Source organism: Flavobacterium shii (genome assembly GCF_025847235.1).
In the GTDB taxonomy this organism is placed as follows: domain Bacteria; phylum Bacteroidota; class Bacteroidia; order Flavobacteriales; family Flavobacteriaceae; genus Flavobacterium; species Flavobacterium shii.
The window spans coordinates 116687-136042 of sequence record NZ_JAOZEW010000004.1; the positions used below are offsets into that span (position 1 = coordinate 116687).

Genomic DNA, 19356 nt, shown 5'->3' on the forward strand with positions numbered 1-19356 from the left:
CAGAAAAAAGAAAAAATGAATCGTCAAACCATTATTATCTGTTGTAGTATTTTTATAAGTAGTATTAATTTAATCGGGCAAGAAATCCCAAAAATTATTGGTTCTCAACAAAAACTTGTGACTAATTATCTTCCCGATTTTAGCTATGCCGGATATCATTTTGGCGAAAGCAAAATTCCGGAATCGCAAGGAAAAATTGTAAATGCTACCGATTATGGAGTAAAAGCCAATGATGGTTTGGATGATTCGAAAGCATTGCTGAAAGCAATAAAAGCCTGTAATGAAATCGAAGGAAATGTAGTTTTACAATTGCCAGCTGGCAGAATCATATTAAGTGATATTTTATATATAGAAAGAAGCAATTTTGTACTTCGTGGTGCAGGTTCGGGCGAAACTGGAACGGAGATTTATTGCCCAAGACCGATGATGTATTTCAAGGATCCTGAATCTTTGGCAGAATTAAGAGAATACTTAAACACATTTGATAAAAGGCAACGCGAACCCGAAAATAATGTCGATTTACCTTTTTCGCAATATGCATGGTCTGGCGGAATTATCTGGACGCAAGTTCCCAAGGAACGAGTAAAATCGTATTTGGACAAATATGAACCAAAATCTAATCCTCTAGCCAAAGTAAGCAGTGGTACTATGGGAGAACATATTATAACTGTTTCGGACATAAAAGGCTTGAAAGTTGGCGATATTGTAGAGCTTCAATTATTTAATAAAGACGGTGAAAATGGCGAAATCATTAAAGATTTGTATAAAGGCGCCAATGTAAAACCTGGTTCTCATCATTGGAAATTTCCGATGTTACCTATCGTAAGACAACAAGTAGAAATTATAAAAATAGCAGGCACTAAAATAACAATAAAAACTCCCTTAACTATTTCCATAAAACCAAGTTATCAGGCACAATTGGTCGAATGGAAACACTTAAACGAGGTCGGAATCGAACATTTACGTTTTACATTCCCCGATATTCCTAGAATTGCACATCATGTTGAGCCGGGAAATAACGCAATATTTTTAACCCGTCTTTTTAATAGTTGGGTCAAAGATGTAACAATTACAAATGCCGATAGTGGTATTCTTGCCGAAGAAATTGCTAATGTTACCATTCAGGATATTGTTACCAATGGGGATCATATGGCACATTATACCGTGACATTAGGCGGCGTGCACAACGTTTTGGTCAAGAATCTTAAAATTTATAACAAAGCCGTTCATCCCTTGAGTTTTAATACGTTTGCTACTAAAAACGTATATCAAGATTGTGAGATCTTTGTAGATCCCCTTTTAGACCAACATTCGGGTGCCAATCATCAAAATTTATTTGATAATATTACGGTTCATATCACTCCCGATAAAAACAGCAGTTACGCTTTATTTGGTGGCGGTGGAGCCGATTATTGGAAACCTTCACACGCGCCATACAGTACTTTCTGGAATCTCAATATTCTGGTATCAAATCCTGATAAAATCTCAAAACCTGTTTTATTATACGGAATGAAAGACGGACCTTTTGCAAGAATTATTGGTGTGAACGGCAATTGCAAATTTGATGTAAAATATGAACCCGATGCTTATATCGAATTCCTTAATATACCTATAGATAAAGTTCCTTCATTATATGATTATCAATTGAAAAAACGATTGAAATGAGTTTAATAAGAGACAAAGGTTCAAAGGGACAAAGTTCTCGATAATAAATCCATAAAAAAGGAAACCTTTGTCTCTCTGAATCTTTGAACCTTTGTTCCTTTGTTCCTCTGAACCTTTAAACCTAAAAAAAACGCTATGAAATATAAAATAGCTTTTCTGGCACTACTTTTTATTTCTGGAAATCTATTTTCTCAGAATAAATACCGTCTAAAAAATATTTCGACCACCGATGGACTTTCTCAAAGTTCGGTCATTGCTATACATCAGGATAAATTTGGGCAAATGTGGTTTGGAACCCGTGATGGACTTAATAAATACGATGGCAGCAAATTCACTGTTTTTAGAAATGATGTTACAGATAAAACGTCTATAAGCAACAATGATATTCTGGCAATTGAGGAAGATGCCACTGGCAAAATATGGGTGGGAACATATAACGGTCTTAATTGTTATGATCCAGTTACCAATACTTTTAAGAGATATTTGCATACCAAAACCAATCATACGATAAGCGGTAATGCTGTTTGGTCTATCAAGAAAATTGGTGACGAAATGTGGTTTGGAACATCTAAAGGATTAACTATTTATAATAATAAAACAAACCTATTTACATCTGTTTTTCATTCAGATACCGATAATTCAAGTTTACCTAGCAATAATATTATTACTATTTTAAAAACTAAAAAAGGAGAAATATGTATTGGTACAACCAAAGGTTTATGTCAGCTTACGAATAGAAAAAATGGCAAATTTTATTTTAAAGATTATCCGCTAAACAATATCGATAAACTAAATGTTCAGGCTATTGCCGAAGACATTCATGGTGATTTATGGATTGGTACAAAGAATAAAGGGCTGCTAAAACTTGATAAATCGATTAATAAATTTGTTCCCTTTTTGGATAATGAAAAGTACAAAGAGATAAGTTCGGACATTCGAGCTTTGGCAATAGATACAAAAGGTTCGTTATGGATTGGTGCTTACGATGGAATATATATTCTTGGAGAAGATAAGAGTATTCAGAAAATAAATAACAGCAATAATAGCAACGGAATTGATAAAGTAAAATCGGTTTTTATTGATAAAAAGGGTTCGGTGTGGATTGGTTGTTATTACAAAGGCGTTAATATTTGGGATGTATCCAATGTCAATTTTTCTAATTACAACCAGAATTCAAAGAAGATTCCGTTGAGCTTTGATGTCGTAAGCGCAATTGTTGCCGATAAAAATCAGAATATTTATTTTGGGACTGAAGGTGGCGGAATCACGATTTATAATAAGAATACTGAGGCAACGAGTTACATTAATAGTAAATCGGGACAAACGACTAAGAATGATATAAAATCGATGTGTCTTGCAGAGAATAATATCCTATGGATCGGTACATTTTCTAAAGGAATATCGGCTTATAATACTATTACAAAAAGAATCGAAGAAGACAGAATCCCTGTCGATTTAAACAATTTACTGAAAGAAACAGGTGTTTATTCTATCAAAACCGAAGGAAACGGTATATTATGGATCGGAACTTTTGGTAAAGGACTAATTCGATATAATACGCTTGATAAAACTTTTCAAGTAATTGGGAATGATAATACCACCGCCAATTATCTGACTAATAATATTGTGCGAACAATTCTGGTCGATAAAAAAAATGGTGTTTGGATAGGTACTCAAAACGGACTTAATTTTATCTCGTTAAAAGAGACTAAGCAAAATAACTACGCTATAAAACATTTCTTTTATGATAGTTCAGCTTTGGCTGGAGATGATATTCTTACTTTATTTCAAGACAATCAGGGTAGAATTTGGGTTGGTACAAAAGCAAAAGGCTTACATTATTTTGATGGAAAAAAGTTTACTAAGATTAATCTAAAAGTAGGTAATACTGTTATTACTTCGATACACTCAATTCTGGAAGATGCCGATAAAAACTTATGGATAAGTACAAATCAAGGAATTATAAAGTACAATACACTACAGAAAAAGATTGTACTTTATGATCAAAAAGATGGATTAACAAGTAATGAATTCAATGATAATGCTTCATTAAAACTAGATTCAAACCGATTTTATTTCGGAAGCCCTTCGGGAATAACCTATTTTGATGCTAAAAAAATCTCTCTGAATCCTTATTCTCCACAAGTATTAATAACGAACTTGAGAATTAAAAATGAGACTATCAATCCTAATGATAAAGATAAGATTCTAGAAAAAAGTATTGGTTATACCACAACTATAACGCTAGATTATGATAAGGCTAATTTCACGATAAGCTTTGCAATACCTAATTATATCAGATCTAAAAACAACGAATATAGTTACCGATTAATTGGTTTAGAGAACAACTGGACGACTACTAAAAATACCGAAGCAATATTTGCAATTCAGAATCCGGGAACGTACACTTTTGAGGTAAAGGGGGCTAATAATGATGGTGTTTGGAACAAAGTTCCGACTACACTAACCGTTGTTGTTAAACCTGCTCCTTGGCGAAGTGTTTGGGCATTTTTATTTTATGGTTTGGTAATTGGTCTGGGATTATATGGCTTGATTTGGATCATAAAATCGAAAGCGAGATTGAAACAAAAATTAGAATTAGAATATCTGGAAACCAAGCGTATTGAAGAAAACAACTTGGCTAAACTAGATTTTTTCACTAATATATCTCATGAATTCAGGACTCCGCTAACCTTAATATTAGGGCCTTTACAACAAATATTGGCAGATTATAACGGAACTAATGAAATGTATAAGAAACTCTTGGTGATTGAAGGAAGTGCGAATCATCTCCTGAACCTCATCAATAGATTAATGGACTTTAGAAAATTAGAAAATCATCAGGTTACACTAGAATCTGCCAATGGGAATATTGTGAAATTTACCAAAGAAATTTTCTTGTCTTTTATCGAATATGCCAAAGATGGTGGTTACAGTTATACATTTGAATCTACTGAAGATGAAATATTAGTTTATTTTGATAGATATAAACTAGAACGTGTTTTTTATAATTTAATCTCAAACGCTTTTAGATATACACCCAAAGGTGGAAATATCAATATTAAAATATCACGCGATAATGCAAACATTTTTATAGCCGTCGAAGACTCTGGTGTTGGTATTGCCGAAGCACATATTGATAAAATTTTTGATTTGTTTTTTGAAATTCCAACACACAATAACGTTCAGAAGAATTATAACAAAGGAACTGGAATTGGATTATCAATAGTAAAAAACATCGTAAAACTTCATAAAGGTTCTATAGATGTAACGAATAAAAAAACGGAAGGGGTAGTTTTTAAAGTAACACTTCCGCTTGGTAGAGAACATCTTTTGGAAAGCGAAATCATTACAGATTTTAAAATAAGTGATGATATTACTCAATATGCTGCTCAGCTAGAAACGACAACTATAACGGAACACGAGGATATTGATGATTTTATTATCAAAGCCGATAAACAAACCATCTTGATTGTTGAAGATCACAAGGTCTTACGTTCTTTCATGAAGAATTTACTCAAGAAAGATTATAATATTATTGAAGCCGATAACGGAAAGGTTGCTTTTGAAAAGGCTCTAAAATACATTCCGAATTTAATTATCAGTGATGTTATCATGCCCGAAATGGTAGGAACGGAACTGTGCTCTAAGATTAAAGAGAATTTAAAAACCAGTCATATTCCGGTTATATTACTTACTTCGAGATCTTCGTTGGTATATAAATTTGAAGGTTTAGAAAGTGGTGCCGATGATTATATTAGTAAACCTTTTAACTTAATTGAATTTAAACTTCGCGTTAAGAATCTTCTGAATTCCACCGAGCGACTAAAGAACAAGTTCTCTAGTGAGGATAACTTCTCGCCTTCGGAGATAACAGTTTCCTCAATGGATGAGGAACTATTAAAAAAAGCCTTTAAGATTGTTGAGGATAACATATCAAATGAACACTTCGATATACCGTTTTTTAGCTCAGAACTTGGGGTAAGTCGTACAATGTTGTTCCTTAAAATAAAGGCTTGGACGAATTTTACTCCCAATGAGTTTGTTCATGAAGTAAGATTAAAACGTGCCGTACAACTCCTAGAGCAAAACAAACTCAACATCTCGGAAGTAAGCTATAAAATAGGTTTTAACAACCCCAAATACTTTAGTAAATGTTTCCAAAAAAGATACGGAGAAACGCCGTCGCAATTTGCGGATAAGTTTTACGAAAAGGTTTCTTGAGGTTTTGGGGTGTTGAGAGTTTAATTTTCTATTCTCATAGTCATTTCAAACTGAGGAATAAAGGACTCAGTTTGCGGAGACGCACTGCGGTGCGCCTCTACGATTCCTAGATTGTGTTGATTACAAATTATGCGTAAACAAATAGAGTAAATATCCTATTTGTTTACCCAATCTTGTCACCCTGAGGAACGAAGGGTCTCCGTAAGAAACTAACACAAACTTGTTTTACATTATCGAGCTACTCGTGGAGATTGCTTCGCCAGTTCGCTATCGCTCGTGTCTTCGTTCCTCAGAAAGACAAGTTTGTGGTTAGCCCAGTGTTAGCTAGTGTATAAAATTAGAAACTAACACAATCCAGGAATTGTAGAGGCGCACCGCAGTGCGTCTCCGCAAACTGAGCCTTTCTCCTGAGGTTTCAGGACGCTAAGGGTAACAAGATTATATAAAGTAGGATATATACTCTATTTATTTTCACACAATCAAAAATCAACACAATCCAGGAATCGTAGAGGCGCACCCCAGTGCGTCTCCGTAAACTGAATCTCTTCCTAAGGGTAACAAAATTACAAATCTAAAAATCTAACTTATCTAAGTCAGTCTAAGCTAGTCTAATGATCTAAGCTAGTCTAGAATCTAACAATCTAAGCAAGTCTAAAAATTCTAAGCCAGTCCAAAAATCCATTTTCCCCACATTCCTAGTATTTTCAGCACCTAAAAGCATGTTTTTGGATTTTTGGATACCCTTTTTTGGACTTCTATATCGTTTTCGGAATATACATTTGCGATATGAAATTCAGAAAAGAAAAGCTCATCTTAGCACAAGTTTTATTAGTAACGCTAATAATAAGCATGAGTTTATTACTTCTTTATTTTCTTTAAAATTAACCTTAAACCAAAAATGAATGTTAACAACCAAAAAAATCAAATCGCTTAAATGGTGTTTCCTATGCCTCTTTTTATTAGGGAATGCTATTATGAATGCACAGGAGAGAAGGGTAACTGGAAAGATAGTTTCTAGTGATGATTCTCTTGGTCTTCCTGGTGCCAATGTTTTTGTAAAAGGAACTTCAATAGGAGGATCTGCCGATATGGATGGCTCCTACTCTATCTTAGTTTCTGAGAAAGATGCTGTATTAGTATTCAACTTTGTGGGATATCAAACTCAGGAGATTCCACTTGGAAATAAAACCGTAGTCAATGTGACTTTAAAGCCCGATACTAAGAATCTTGATGAAGTAATCGTTATTGGTTATGGTACTCGTAAAAAGAGCGATATAACGGGCTCGGTATCATCGGTTACTGCCAAGGAATTAACGGCTTATCCGTTGTTAAATGCAGAGATGGCTTTACAAGGTCGTGCTGCTGGGGTATCCGTACAATCTAATAACGGAGGAGAACCAGGTGCGCCTGTAAAAATTAGGGTACGTGGGGGAACATCTATTAATGCTAGTGGAGACGCGCTTATTGTGGTTGATGGTTTTGCAGGAGTTTCTATGCCAGCGCCTCAGGATATAGCATCGGTAGAGATATTAAAAGATGCATCGGCAACGGCTATTTATGGTTCCAGAGGTTCTAATGGAGTTATTATGGTTACTACCAAAAAAGGAAAGCCGGGTAAGACAGTTATTGAGTTTAGCAACTCTACTTCTGTGCAAGCAGTAAATAATAAATTAGATTTACTAGATGCAGATCAATTTGCAACTTACAGAAAAAGCTTTACAACACATACGCAAGGCCCTGCAAATACAAATTGGCAAGATGTCATTTATCGTGAAGGAATGATATCGAACACGCAATTATCATTTTCAGGTGGTTCAGAGAAAGTGCGATTCTATGTTTCTGGAAACTATTTTAATCAATCGGGAGTAGTAATTAATTCTGGAATCGATAAATACTCGATTGTGAGTAATCTTGAGGCAGATGTTACCGATAAATTTAAAGTAGGATTGAATTTGTTTCAAAGTAAATCCAACAAAGAAGGAATTGTAAGCCAAACAAGTGCTGGCGGAACTGGTGCTGCGGGTGTTATTGCATCGGCTTACAGATTTATGCCCGATAAAGGAATTTACAACCCAGATGGTTCGTATACAACCTCAGCTCCTATTGGCGATGATATCGATAATCCGTATGCAACAGCAATGGATAATGTGAGCGAAGTAGAATCGATTGTAAATAGATCTAACTTTTTTGCTACATACAAGTTTAATAAAAGCTTTGAGTTTAAAACTACATTGGGATTATCTGATTCTAATTCGCAAACAGGAAGATTCATTCCGTCAACATTAATAGCAGGGAAGACTATAAAAGGAGAAGCTTCGGTAAGTAACTCCAGAAATTCTTCTTTCCTTACAGAGAATTACCTAACATACAAACATGAAATTATAGAAAAAGGAATCTTAACTGTTCTTGGTGGTTACTCCTATCAGAAAAATAAAAACCAAACTTCTTATGCTGGATCTAGAGGATTCTTAACCAATACAAATTCGTATCATAATTTGGGTGCAGGAACTGTGTTCTTAAAACCGGGTTCTTCGTTGTCTGAAACAGAATTGATTTCGGCTTTTGGAAGGTTGAATTTTGATTATGCCGATAAATACTTATTTACGTTTACTGCCAGAAGAGATGGTTCGTCTAGCTTTAGTAAAAACGAAAAATATGGAACTTTCCCGTCGGGAGCAATTGGCTGGAATGTGAGCAAGGAAAATTTCTTAAAAGACAGTAAATCGATTTCTAATCTTAAACTAAGAGCTAGTTATGGTGCTACAGGAAATCCATCTATTGATCCTTATTCTACATTATCAAGATATTCAGAAATATATGATGTGAGCGGCGATGTAATTGTTAATGCCGTACAATTAACCTCATTAGACAATCCTAATTTAAAATGGGAAACATCATACCAACAAGATTACGGAATTGACCTAGGCTTGTTTGATAACAGAATTAGCTTAACTGCCGATTACTATAAAACCATTACTAAGGATTTATTGTTTAACAGACCTTTACCGGGAATCTCGGGAATTGCTTCTCAACTACAAAATGTGGGAGAATTAGAAAATAAAGGTTGGGAGCTTGGTATAAATACCAGAAATTTTATTGGTGAAGTTTTTACATGGTCTACCAACTTTAATATTTCATCAAACAAGAATAAAGTATTAAAACTTGCCGATAACAAAGACTTACTTATTAACTCTACTCCAGGGCATTTTCTTGCCACAGATTCTCAAATCCTGAGAGTTGGACAACCTGTAGGTTCGTTTTTTGGGTTTGTCTATGATGGTGTTATCCAACAAGGAGAAACGGTTCTTCCCGGAAATTTTGAAACTATTCCCGGTGGAGAAAAATTTAAAGATGTAAATGGCGACGGAAAATTAGACTCTAATGATAAAACAATTATTGGGAATCCTAATCCTGATTTCATCTTTGGGCTAAACAATGACTTTACCTATAAAAACTTTGATATGAATATCTTCTTTCAAGGTTCAGAAGGAAACCAGATATTGAATTATACCTTAATGGAATTAGCCTCTGGGAATAATAATGCAACTACTGAGGTTCTTGATGCTTGGACACCTACTCATACAGATACCAATGTGCCTATTAATGCTGCAAGAACTAAAAGAGTTACTTCTAGATTTGTTTATGATGCGAGTTACATTCGTTTAAAAAACGTTTCAATAGGATATAGCTTAAACGAAAAGTTTACTTCGAAAATGGGATTGAGCAAAATTCGCTTTTACGTAAGTGCACAAAATCTTTGGACAATTACCAACTATCCGGGTTCTGATCCTGAGGTAAACTATTTAAACGATACCAATACCAGAAGCAATACCAATTTGGGATTGGAATACGGAAGTTATCCAAACGTGAGAACATTCACTTTTGGCTTTAATGTAAAATTTTAGTTTAATACAATACTACACATGAAAAAATATATAGCCTTATTTTTCTTGGGAGCATTTGCATTTGCGTGCTCAGACCTCGAAGAGCACCCTGTAGGAGTAATTCGTCCTGACAACTTTTTTAATAATACCGATGATTTGCAAGCAGCCGTAAATGGTAGCTTTGCCAATATTGCTCACAATAATTATTGGGGAAGAGAATTTACAATTGCCTTAATGTTACGTGATGATATGTCGGATATTGGCGACAGAACAACCCAAGCGGCAAGAATCGATGTAAATGATTTTAGTATGAATGATACCAATGGTCTTGTTGCTAATTTCTGGCCACAATCGTATATTATTATCGCATCGGCAAATCAAGCAATAGCAGGAGCTGCAAAAACACCGGGAGATCCTGCCAAAGTAAATGCAATTGTTGCCCAAGCCTATTTTGCAAGAGCATTTACCTATTATCATTTGGTACGTATTTTTGGAGATATTCCGTACATCGATTTTGCTGTAAATGAAGTTTCGCAAGTAAATAAATTAAGTAAAACCAAAGAAGCCGAAGTATATACAAAAATCATAGCCGATCTGGAATTTGCAAAACAATGGCTGGAGGATAAACCAAAAGTAAAAGCTGTTCCTGGAAAAGGTACTGCAGCAGGTTACCTGGCATCGGTATATCTTACATTAGGCAATTACCAAAAAGCATATGACGAAGCGAAATATGTTATTACAAACGAGGCAAAATTTGGTTTAGGATTAGATGCCGATTTTCAGGATTTATTTAATGCTACAAAAGCAGCTTCACTAAAAGAACCATTGTTTACTGTAGACTTTAACAATTTTACCTCAGGAAATTACGGTCAGGATTATACCGCGTTTTTTACAGGATCATTAAAAGATGATAGTTATGCTTATGGTCAGGGATTTTCTGTTGCCGTACCTTCCCTTAAAGTATTTAATGATTGGGATCAAAGAGATTATAGAAGAGCTGTGAGTTTTGATACCATTATCAGGAAGAAAACTGGTCCGGGTGGATCGTTACAAGTTTTCCCATCTAGTGATAATGAGAAAGCACCAAGACCACATATTGCCAAATATTTCCGTTTTCCGGGCAAAGCTGGGGCAAATGGTAGAACATCGCAGCACAATTACATTACGATGCGTTATGCCGAAGTATTGCTTACTGCAGCCGAAGCCTTAAACGAGATCACTCCCGGAACTACAGAGGCCGAAGGATATGTAAACAGAGTTCGTGCAAGAGCAAGAAATAAAGCGGGTAAACAAGTTTCCTTTCCTGCCAATGTTACTCCTAGCCTATCACAAGGCGATTTTAGAAAAATGGTTATCAACGAAAGAAGATTAGAGCTTGCATTCGAGTACATAAGATGGTACGATATTAAGAGATTAAAAAACGGACCTGAAGTATTTGGACCAGCAGGTTTTGAACCTCATGCTAACTTTGACCCAACAAGAGATTATTACTTCCCATTACCAGGAACCGAAATAGCAATAAACCCTAATTTGGCTCCTAATAACCCTGGTTACTAAAATCCTATTAATTAAATATTATGAATAAAATTAGTCACATATTTTTTATTCTTGGGTTTGCATTGCTGTTTACAGCGTGTAAATCCAAGAATAATACACAAACAAACACAACTGCACAAACAAATAATTTGCTAGAAACACGCTATAAAATGCTACTCGATTACCCTGTAGATTCTATGTCGATGCCACGGAGTATGACCATTAAAAACAATCATATAAAGAAAGTAGGTTCTGGAGATTGGACAAGTGCTTTTTATGCCGGAAACTTATGGCAATTGTATAAACTTACAGGCGACTCCAGATATAAAACTCAAGCCGAAAAGTGGACACCTTTTAGCAAAAAGGAAAGCGTAAATGCACATTCTCACGATGTAGGATTCAAGATTTATTGCAGTTATGGCGAAGGATTAAAAATGGAGAATAATCCCGAATATGCAAAAGTAATCGTAAAAGGAGCCGAAACATTATGTACCCGTTTTAACGAAAAAGTAGGTTCTATACGTTCTTGGGATTTCAACAAAGACATTTGGGACTTTCCTGTTATTATCGATAATATGATGAATCTAGAATTGCTGTTTGAAGCAACTAAATTATCTGGGAATACTAAATACAGAGATATTGCCATAAAACACGCCAATACAACCTTAAAAAACCAGTTTAGAGAAAACAATAGCTGTTATCATGTTATAGATTATAATCCTGTTACAGGAGCAGTAAGAAAGAAAACTACGCTACAAGGTTATAACGATGCATCGTCTTGGGCTCGCGGGCAAGCGTGGGCAGTTTATGGTTTTACCATGTCATACCGATATACCAAAGATCCTGCTTATAAAAAACAAGCCGAAGCAACAGCACAATTTTTTATGACCAATAAAAAATTGCCCGAAGATGGAATACCATATTGGGATTTTAATGACCCAAGTATTCCTAATGCTGCACGCGACGCATCGGCAGCAGCAATTATGGCTTCGGCTTTATATGAGTTGTATGGCTATACTCAAAACAAAAGTTATTTGGCCTACGCCAATAAAATAATCAACTCTTTAAGTTCGGATAAATACGTTTTGGATAGCAAGATTAATGCGCCATTTATATTAGATCATAGTACAGGAAACTGGCCTAAACATGACGAAATCGATGAGCCAATTGTATATGCCGACTATTATTTTCTAGAAGCAATATTAAGAAAAAAAGCCTTATAACTTTATGAAAAAACTATCCTACAACTATAAGCCATTTACAACTATAGCGCTCCTTATTATTTTTCAGTTATGTATCATTAGTGCTTATGGTCAAGCCAATGCTGCAATGCGTACCAAAACAAACATCAATGACAATTGGTTGTATCTGGAAAACAGTTCACCAAATCTCAATGATGCGAAAAAAGCAACAAACTGGAGCGCATTAAACTTGCCACATTCTTGGAACAGTGAAGACGCAACCGACTTAAATCCAGGTTACAGAAGAGATGCCAGTTGGTATCAAAAAAAACTGAACATTCCGCAAATAGATAAAAACCAACAGTATTATTTATATTTTGAAGGATCTAATGTTACCACCAAAGTTTATGTAAATGGTAAAGAAGCTGGCGGACATATTGGTGGTTATATTGGGTTTACAATCGACATTACTAATTATATAAACCAAGGAAACAATGACGTTTTTGTACGTGTAGATAATAGTTATGATATCGAAATTATACCGTCGCAAAAAAGTGATTTCTTTATTTATGGCGGAATCACACGAGATGTTTGGTTTGTGACTAAATATAAAAACCACATTGATAATTTAAAGATTACAACACCACAGGTTTCTGCCAAAAGTGCTTCGGTAAATATTTTGACTTCGACCATAAATCCTGAGAATTCTAAGGATTTATCATTAACCGTAATTCTTAAAAATCCGAAAGGAAAAAAAGTAGCCAGTAAAACAATTGCAGTTACAGATAAAACAACAAATATAGCATTCGAGAATCTTAAAAATCCTGAATTATGGGATACCGAGAAACCTAATCTATACACAATAACAGCTATTTTATCAGAGAAGAATCAGGCAAAAGACAGCGTAAACGAAAAAGTAGGTTTTAGATGGTTTGAGTTTAAAGATCACGGACCTTTTTTCCTTAACGGAAAAAGATTGCTTATTCGTGGTACACATCGTCATGAAGAACAAGCTGGCGTAGGCGCAGCAATGACCAATGCGCAACATCGTGCCGATATGGAATCGATTAAGAAAATGGGCGCAAATTTTGTTCGCTTGGCACATTATCCGCAAGATCCTGAGGTTTATAAAGCCTGTGATGAACTTGGACTTTTGGTTTGGGACGAATTGCCTTGGTGTCGTGGCGGAATTGGGAATGAGGTTTGGAAAACCAACACCAAAAATATGTTGACCGAAATCATTAATCAGAACTACAATCACCCAAGTATTATTATCTGGTCATTAGGTAATGAAATGAACTGGTTACCCGATTTCCCCGATGGAGACAATACCGAAAAAACGAATGCTTTTTTAACGGAATTAAACGACATCTCGCACAAACTGGATCCTACAAGAAAAACAGCAATCCGAAAATATTATGAAGGTTCACAAATCGTAGATGTATTCTCCCCTTCTATCTGGTCGGGATGGTATTCTGGAAGTTATAAAAGCTACCAAAAAGCAATTGATGTTTACAAAAAAGAATACAAACATTTTATCCATGCCGAATATGGTGGCGATAGTCATGTAGGGAGACACAGCGAAAATCCTGTTACGGGCGAAGGCGTGATAAAAGCCGAAGGCTGGGAAGAAGCAATTGTACAAACCAAAGTGGCTAATATTGCTCAAATCGGAGATTGGAGCGAAAGCTATATCGTCGATTTATTCGATTGGCATTTGCATATATCAGAGAATGACCCAACATTTGTGGGGAATATTCAATGGGCGTTTAAAGATTTTGCTACGCCATTACGTCCCGAAGATGATATTCCGTACATGAACCAAAAAGGAATCATGGACAGAAGCGGAAATCCTAAAGATGCCTATTACGTTTTTAAAAGCTATTGGAGCAAAGAACCATTTACATACATCGAATCGCATACTTGGACAGAACGCCAAGGTCCTGAGAATATACCAAAAACAATAAACGTATTTAGCAATTGCGAAAAAGTAACGTTGTACCACGAAGGAAAATCTCTTGGAGAAAAGCAACGAAATAGTACTACATACCCAGCTTGTGGTTTAACTTGGAATGTTAATTTTATAAAAGGAGACAATACCTTAATTGCAATTGGTAAAGACAAAAATGGCAAAACAGTTTCGGATACTTTAAAAGTAAATTATCGCTTTAAGAAAAATGAAGCAGCAACATCTTTAAAATTATCTTCAGAGAAATTAAAAAATGGAAATTACCTCGTTACAGCAATCGCAATAGACAATAACGATTTACGCTGTTTAGATTATGAAGAAAGCGTTTATTTTCAGTGTCTAAAAGGAGGTAAAACCATGAAAAGCCAAGGAACGCCTACAGGAAGCGAGTCTATTAAAATGGCAAACGGAAAAGCATCTATAGAAGTAGTTCCTGATGGAACAAATGCACCAATTGAAATGACAGTATTAAATCAGAGTTTTAAAGGAGAATATTTAAAAATACCATAACAGGAATACGGAGCGTTATAATATATAGTGAGATTATGTTTTTAGGTTTTTAGGTAAACTTAACGGGATTTGTTTCCCAAAGGCACAGCCTTTTATAAAAAGATTCTTTTCTTCTCATTTTTATCATCCTGAGGAACGAAGACACGAGCGATAGCGAACTGGCGAAGCAATCTCCGTTAGTTATTCCATAATCTTTGTTGAGCTAAGATTATAAATTGGCTCCTGCTTTAGCTGGAGTTTAAAGAATTGATTGTAATTTGGCTTTAGCCAAAAATAATAAGCATTTGGCTAAAGCCGAAAATCTATAATTTCATTTTATTATTCCAGCTAAAGCTGGAGCCAATTCAAACTTTGCGCCTTGGCTAGAAATTCTCTAATCTGTAATAACAATAATACAATTCATTGGCTTAAGCCAAAACAATAATGACTAACTAATAATGTATTACTTATGAAATCAATAAACTTTTGCCCAATTGTTTTAGCATTACTTGCAAATTTTACAAGCAATGCCCAAGTGACATTAAACGCCGATGGTCCTGGCGGAATTGGAACTTATGAGTTAATATCGAGTGTGTTCTCGCCAAGTGTACCTCTTGGAGCAATCGAAGCTCCCGATGCAATACATCCGAGTTTTGGTCGTCATATTGCTGAGGTTTTCGATACTGAATTAAACAAAAATGTATTTGTATTTTATTCTCACGTACAATCTACACCGCCAGATAACGAACCCGTAGCAGGCAAAACCGATAGGCAACGTGTAGAGATAAAAACCTATGCCCCATCGCCCGATAATTTAAAAGGGACACTTGGCGAGACAGTACAATACAAATGGCGTTTTAAAGTTCCGGTAGGATTTAAACCTACTACAAGTTTTACACATATCCATCAGGTAAAAGCGGTAGATGGCGACGACGACGATCCTCTTTTTACTTTAACACTGAGAAAGCTATCCAACGGAGCAACCAGACTAGAACTAATTTATGATAAAGATGCCGCTGCAGCAACCATAAAATATCAAACGCCTAATATGTCTTTATTCGAAGGAGTTTGGGTAGAAGCTACAGAAACTATTGCAATAGGTTTACAAGGAACGTATTCGATACTTATAAAAAAAGTAAGCGACGGAACAGTACTTATGAATTACAGTAATCCGAATATTCAAACCATTCGTCCAGCCTATACTTCATCTACAGGAACTGTTTATACAGCAAATTCTTTTATTAGACCTAAATGGGGAATCTATCGTAGTTTGACCGATATTGGGAATATGAGAGATGAAGCAATGCGTTTTTCTGATTTTAGCATTCAGGAGCTAACAACTACTTTAGCGACTAAAGATAATCCATCTGCTGAAATTCCTATAAAATTTGCTAATCCTGTTACTGATAAACTTGAATTATCAGACGATATTTTGAATAATTATAACGGAATAATGATATACGACAGTAATGGAAAACAAGTTATTACCCATGATACGATTACGTCGAATATTAATGTATCCTCGTTAAAACCCGGAATTTATATTGTAAAATTCAAGAAAGAAAATACAATATCAAAAGGCACCAAAATGATTAAAAAATAATACACTAAACAATAAAATATAGTTTTTAAAACTCGTTTGGAAGTTATTTAACACATAGAAACATAGACTATATATGCAAAAAAGAGCACCAAAAGAAATACATTTCTTTCACATAGTCAGCTTTGTGTTTTTGAAATAAGTGAAACGCCTTTTTTGAGAATCCGAAATCTATGTTTCTATGTATTAAAATCATTTATGCTCAACGGATTAAACTTTAAACTCTTCGCTTAATGGCTAACTTTTTATCTTAAACCATATAAGCCATTTAAGAAAATATAAGCCTTAATAATCTTTAAAAAATTACAATGAAAAAAATACTAACATTACTATTACTAACCGCTTCGTTTCTTGGACTTGCGCAAGAATTAATAACCAATGTTCCTAACCGAATAACCAAATCCTTAAACGGTGAATGGAACTATATAATTGACCCTTACGAAACGGGATTTTATAGCTTTCATCATGATCAATATGACAAACAGGAAAAACCATCCAACTCGGCTTTTTTCAATAATTATCACGCTGTAAACAAACAAGAACTGGTAGAATATGATTTTGATAAATCACCTAAAATAAATATCCCGGGAGATTGGAATTCGCAAGTTCCAGAACTAAAATACTACGAGGGAAATATTTGGTTCAAGAAATCATTTGATTATGATTTAAAAGACAAAAAACGTCTTTTTGTATATTTTGGAGCCATTAACTACAAAGCAGATGTTTATTTAAATGGGAAAAAACTAGGAACTCATGAAGGTGGTTTTACGCCTTTTAATTTCGAAGTTACAGCGATTGTAAAAGCCAAAGGCAATTATCTAGTTGTAAAAGTTGATAATACACGCCATAAAGAAGATGTTCCTACAACCAATACCGATTGGTGGAACTATGGCGGAATCACTCGCGATGTTTCTTTAATCGAAACCGAACAATCATTTGTTCAGGATTATACTTTACAACTGGATAAAAAGAATAAAAACGTAATTTCTGGCTTTATCAAGATTAATAATTTTGATCCAAAATTTAATCTTGCAACAGTATCTATTCCTGAATTAAAAATTAATTACAATGGGAAAATTAACTCAGATGGAACTTTAAACTTTGAAATTCCAGTTAAAAAAATTAGTTATTGGTCACCCGAAAATCCAAAGTTATATGAAGTAACAATCGATTTTAACAGACAAAAACAAAAAGACACTATTGGTTTTAGAACAATTGAAACCCTAAACGATAAAATTTTGCTAAACGGAAAACCAATCTTCTTACGCGGAATCTCTATTCACGAAGAAAATGCCAAAGGAGGACGAGCCAATTCTGATGAAGATGCGTTACGCTTATTAAACTGGGCAAAAGAATTGGGTTGCAATTATGTGCGTTTAGCACATTATCCACATAATGAAAACATCGTACGTATGGCCGATAAAATGGGATTAATGGTTTGGGAAGAAATTCCGGTATATTGGACAGTAGAATTTACGAATAACGAAACCTATAAAAATGCCGAAAATCAATTAACAGCTGCCGTTACAAGAGATAAAAACAGAGCTTCGATTATTATTTGGTCGATGGCAAATGAAACACCAGTTTCGGACGCGAGAAATACCTTTATCAAAAACTTGGTTACGCATACAAAATCATTAGATAATACAAGATTAATCAGTGCTGCATTACTAACCCATAAAGTAGATGGAATCGGGATGATTGATGACGAAATCGGGAAATATCTTGACATTATTGCTTTTAACCAATACTTAGGTTGGTATGGTGGAAATCTGGAAGATGCCGAAAAGACGCTTTGGAAAACACCATATAATAAACCTGTAATTGTTTCCGAATTTGGGGGAGATGCCAAACAAGGATTACACGGAGAAAAAAATGAACGCTGGACAGAGGAGTATCAGGAATATTTATACATTCAAAATCTTAAGATGATTGAGAAAATCCCACAACTTAGTGGTTTGAGTCCTTGGATTCTGGTAGATTTTAGATCACCGAAAAGATTACTTCCGGGTATTCAGGACGGGTATAATCGTAAAGGATTGATATCTAATGATGGGCAAAAAAAGAAAGCATTTTACATCATGCGTGATTGGTATGAAAAAAAGAAAAATGAATAATATGATTTCTCTTGGATATTCTCTTACTTTGTGTAAACTATTATAAAATCATTACAACTATGAAAAATTTTAATTTACTAGTAATCATCTTATTGACTGCTTTTTCAGTTAATGCACAAGATGTTAAATTCGCACCGTTGGATGCAAGTCCACTTGACATTAGTTATTACCCAAATAAAGCGGTTAAGTCCAAAAAAACAGATAGTCCAACAGCTGTTATTAAAGTTATTTATTCAAGACCTTCGGTAAAAGGGCGTGCTATTTTTGGCGAACTAATTCCCTTTGGTGAAGTTTGGCGTGTGGGAGCTAATGAAAACACCGAAATCAAATTCTACAAACCAGTTACAATTGGCGGTAAAAACATTCCAGCTGGAACATATAGTTTGTTTGCCATTCCTGAAAAAGATAAATGGATAATCATTATCAATAAAGAAATTGATATGTGGGGAGCTTATGCTTATGATGAAACCAAAGATATTGCCAGAGTAACAGTTCCTGTTAAAGCAGTATCTACACCAATTGAAGCTTTATCAATTGCTTTTACAAATCAAGGTGCTGTAGCAAATCTGGTAATTGGTTGGGATAAAACAACAGTAGAAGTTCCAATTACAATTAAATAATTATTTGCCATTACAACCAAATATAAAAGAGATACTTAATCAAAATAAGTATCTCTTTTTTTATACTGCAA

9 protein-coding genes are annotated in these 19356 nt (G+C 34.8%); all 9 read left to right on the forward strand.

Annotated features, from left to right (window positions below; genetic code table 11):
• The first annotated feature begins 15 nt into the window (after positions 1–15).
• The 9 genes from OIU83_RS05630 to OIU83_RS05670 all read left to right on the forward strand — a co-directional run bounded on the left by OIU83_RS05630 (position 16) and on the right by OIU83_RS05670 (position 19285).
• Entirely contained in the window at positions 16–1665 is a 1650-nt protein-coding gene (locus tag OIU83_RS05630) for a glycoside hydrolase family protein (protein WP_264205293.1), read from the forward strand.
• A 135-nt stretch (positions 1666–1800) separates the two neighbouring features.
• Positions 1801–5889, forward strand: coding sequence for a hybrid sensor histidine kinase/response regulator transcription factor (locus OIU83_RS05635; RefSeq protein WP_264205294.1), 4089 nt, complete (start codon positions 1801–1803; stop codon positions 5887–5889).
• Positions 5890–6791: 902 nt separating this feature from the next.
• Positions 6792–9794, forward strand: coding sequence for a SusC/RagA family TonB-linked outer membrane protein (locus tag OIU83_RS05640; protein ID WP_264205295.1), 3003 nt, complete (start codon positions 6792–6794; stop codon positions 9792–9794).
• An 18-nt stretch (positions 9795–9812) separates the two neighbouring features.
• Positions 9813–11330 (forward strand): RagB/SusD family nutrient uptake outer membrane protein, encoded by a 1518-nt coding sequence (locus OIU83_RS05645; protein ID WP_264205296.1) that lies wholly within the window; start codon positions 9813–9815, stop codon positions 11328–11330.
• 20 nt (positions 11331–11350) lie between these two features.
• Positions 11351–12532, forward strand: coding sequence for a glycoside hydrolase family 88 protein (locus tag OIU83_RS05650; RefSeq protein ID WP_264205297.1), 1182 nt, complete (start codon positions 11351–11353; stop codon positions 12530–12532).
• A gap of 4 nt (positions 12533–12536) precedes the next feature.
• Positions 12537–14969, forward strand: a complete 2433-nt coding sequence (locus tag OIU83_RS05655; RefSeq protein ID WP_264205298.1) for a glycoside hydrolase family 2 protein — start codon at positions 12537–12539, stop codon at positions 14967–14969.
• Positions 14970–15417: 448 nt separating this feature from the next.
• Complete coding sequence (locus OIU83_RS05660) at positions 15418–16551, forward strand: T9SS type A sorting domain-containing protein (protein WP_264205299.1); 1134 nt, start codon at positions 15418–15420, stop codon at positions 16549–16551.
• Between the two features lie 305 nt (positions 16552–16856).
• On the forward strand, positions 16857–18665 hold the full coding sequence (locus tag OIU83_RS05665) for a glycoside hydrolase family 2 protein (RefSeq protein ID WP_264205300.1): 1809 nt from the start codon (positions 16857–16859) through the stop codon (positions 18663–18665).
• Between the two features lie 59 nt (positions 18666–18724).
• Positions 18725–19285 (forward strand): DUF2911 domain-containing protein, encoded by a 561-nt coding sequence (locus OIU83_RS05670; protein ID WP_264205301.1) that lies wholly within the window; start codon positions 18725–18727, stop codon positions 19283–19285.
• Positions 19286–19356 lie beyond the last annotated feature (71 nt).

Excerpts from the sequence above, each read along its gene's own strand:
- OIU83_RS05645 (WP_264205296.1), top strand. The coding sequence starts at position 9,813 with ATGAAAAAATATATAGCCTTATTTTTCTTGGGAGCATTTGCATTTGCG.
- OIU83_RS05670 (WP_264205301.1), top strand. The coding sequence starts at position 18,725 with ATGAAAAATTTTAATTTACTAGTAATCATCTTATTGACTGCTTTTTCA.
- OIU83_RS05665 (WP_264205300.1), top strand. The coding sequence starts at position 16,857 with ATGAAAAAAATACTAACATTACTATTACTAACCGCTTCGTTTCTTGGA.
- OIU83_RS05635 (WP_264205294.1), top strand. The coding sequence starts at position 1,801 with ATGAAATATAAAATAGCTTTTCTGGCACTACTTTTTATTTCTGGAAAT.
- OIU83_RS05640 (WP_264205295.1), top strand. The coding sequence starts at position 6,792 with ATGTTAACAACCAAAAAAATCAAATCGCTTAAATGGTGTTTCCTATGC.
- OIU83_RS05650 (WP_264205297.1), top strand. The coding sequence starts at position 11,351 with ATGAATAAAATTAGTCACATATTTTTTATTCTTGGGTTTGCATTGCTG.
- OIU83_RS05655 (WP_264205298.1), top strand. The coding sequence starts at position 12,537 with ATGAAAAAACTATCCTACAACTATAAGCCATTTACAACTATAGCGCTC.
- OIU83_RS05660 (WP_264205299.1), top strand. The coding sequence starts at position 15,418 with ATGAAATCAATAAACTTTTGCCCAATTGTTTTAGCATTACTTGCAAAT.
- OIU83_RS05630 (WP_264205293.1), top strand. The coding sequence starts at position 16 with ATGAATCGTCAAACCATTATTATCTGTTGTAGTATTTTTATAAGTAGT.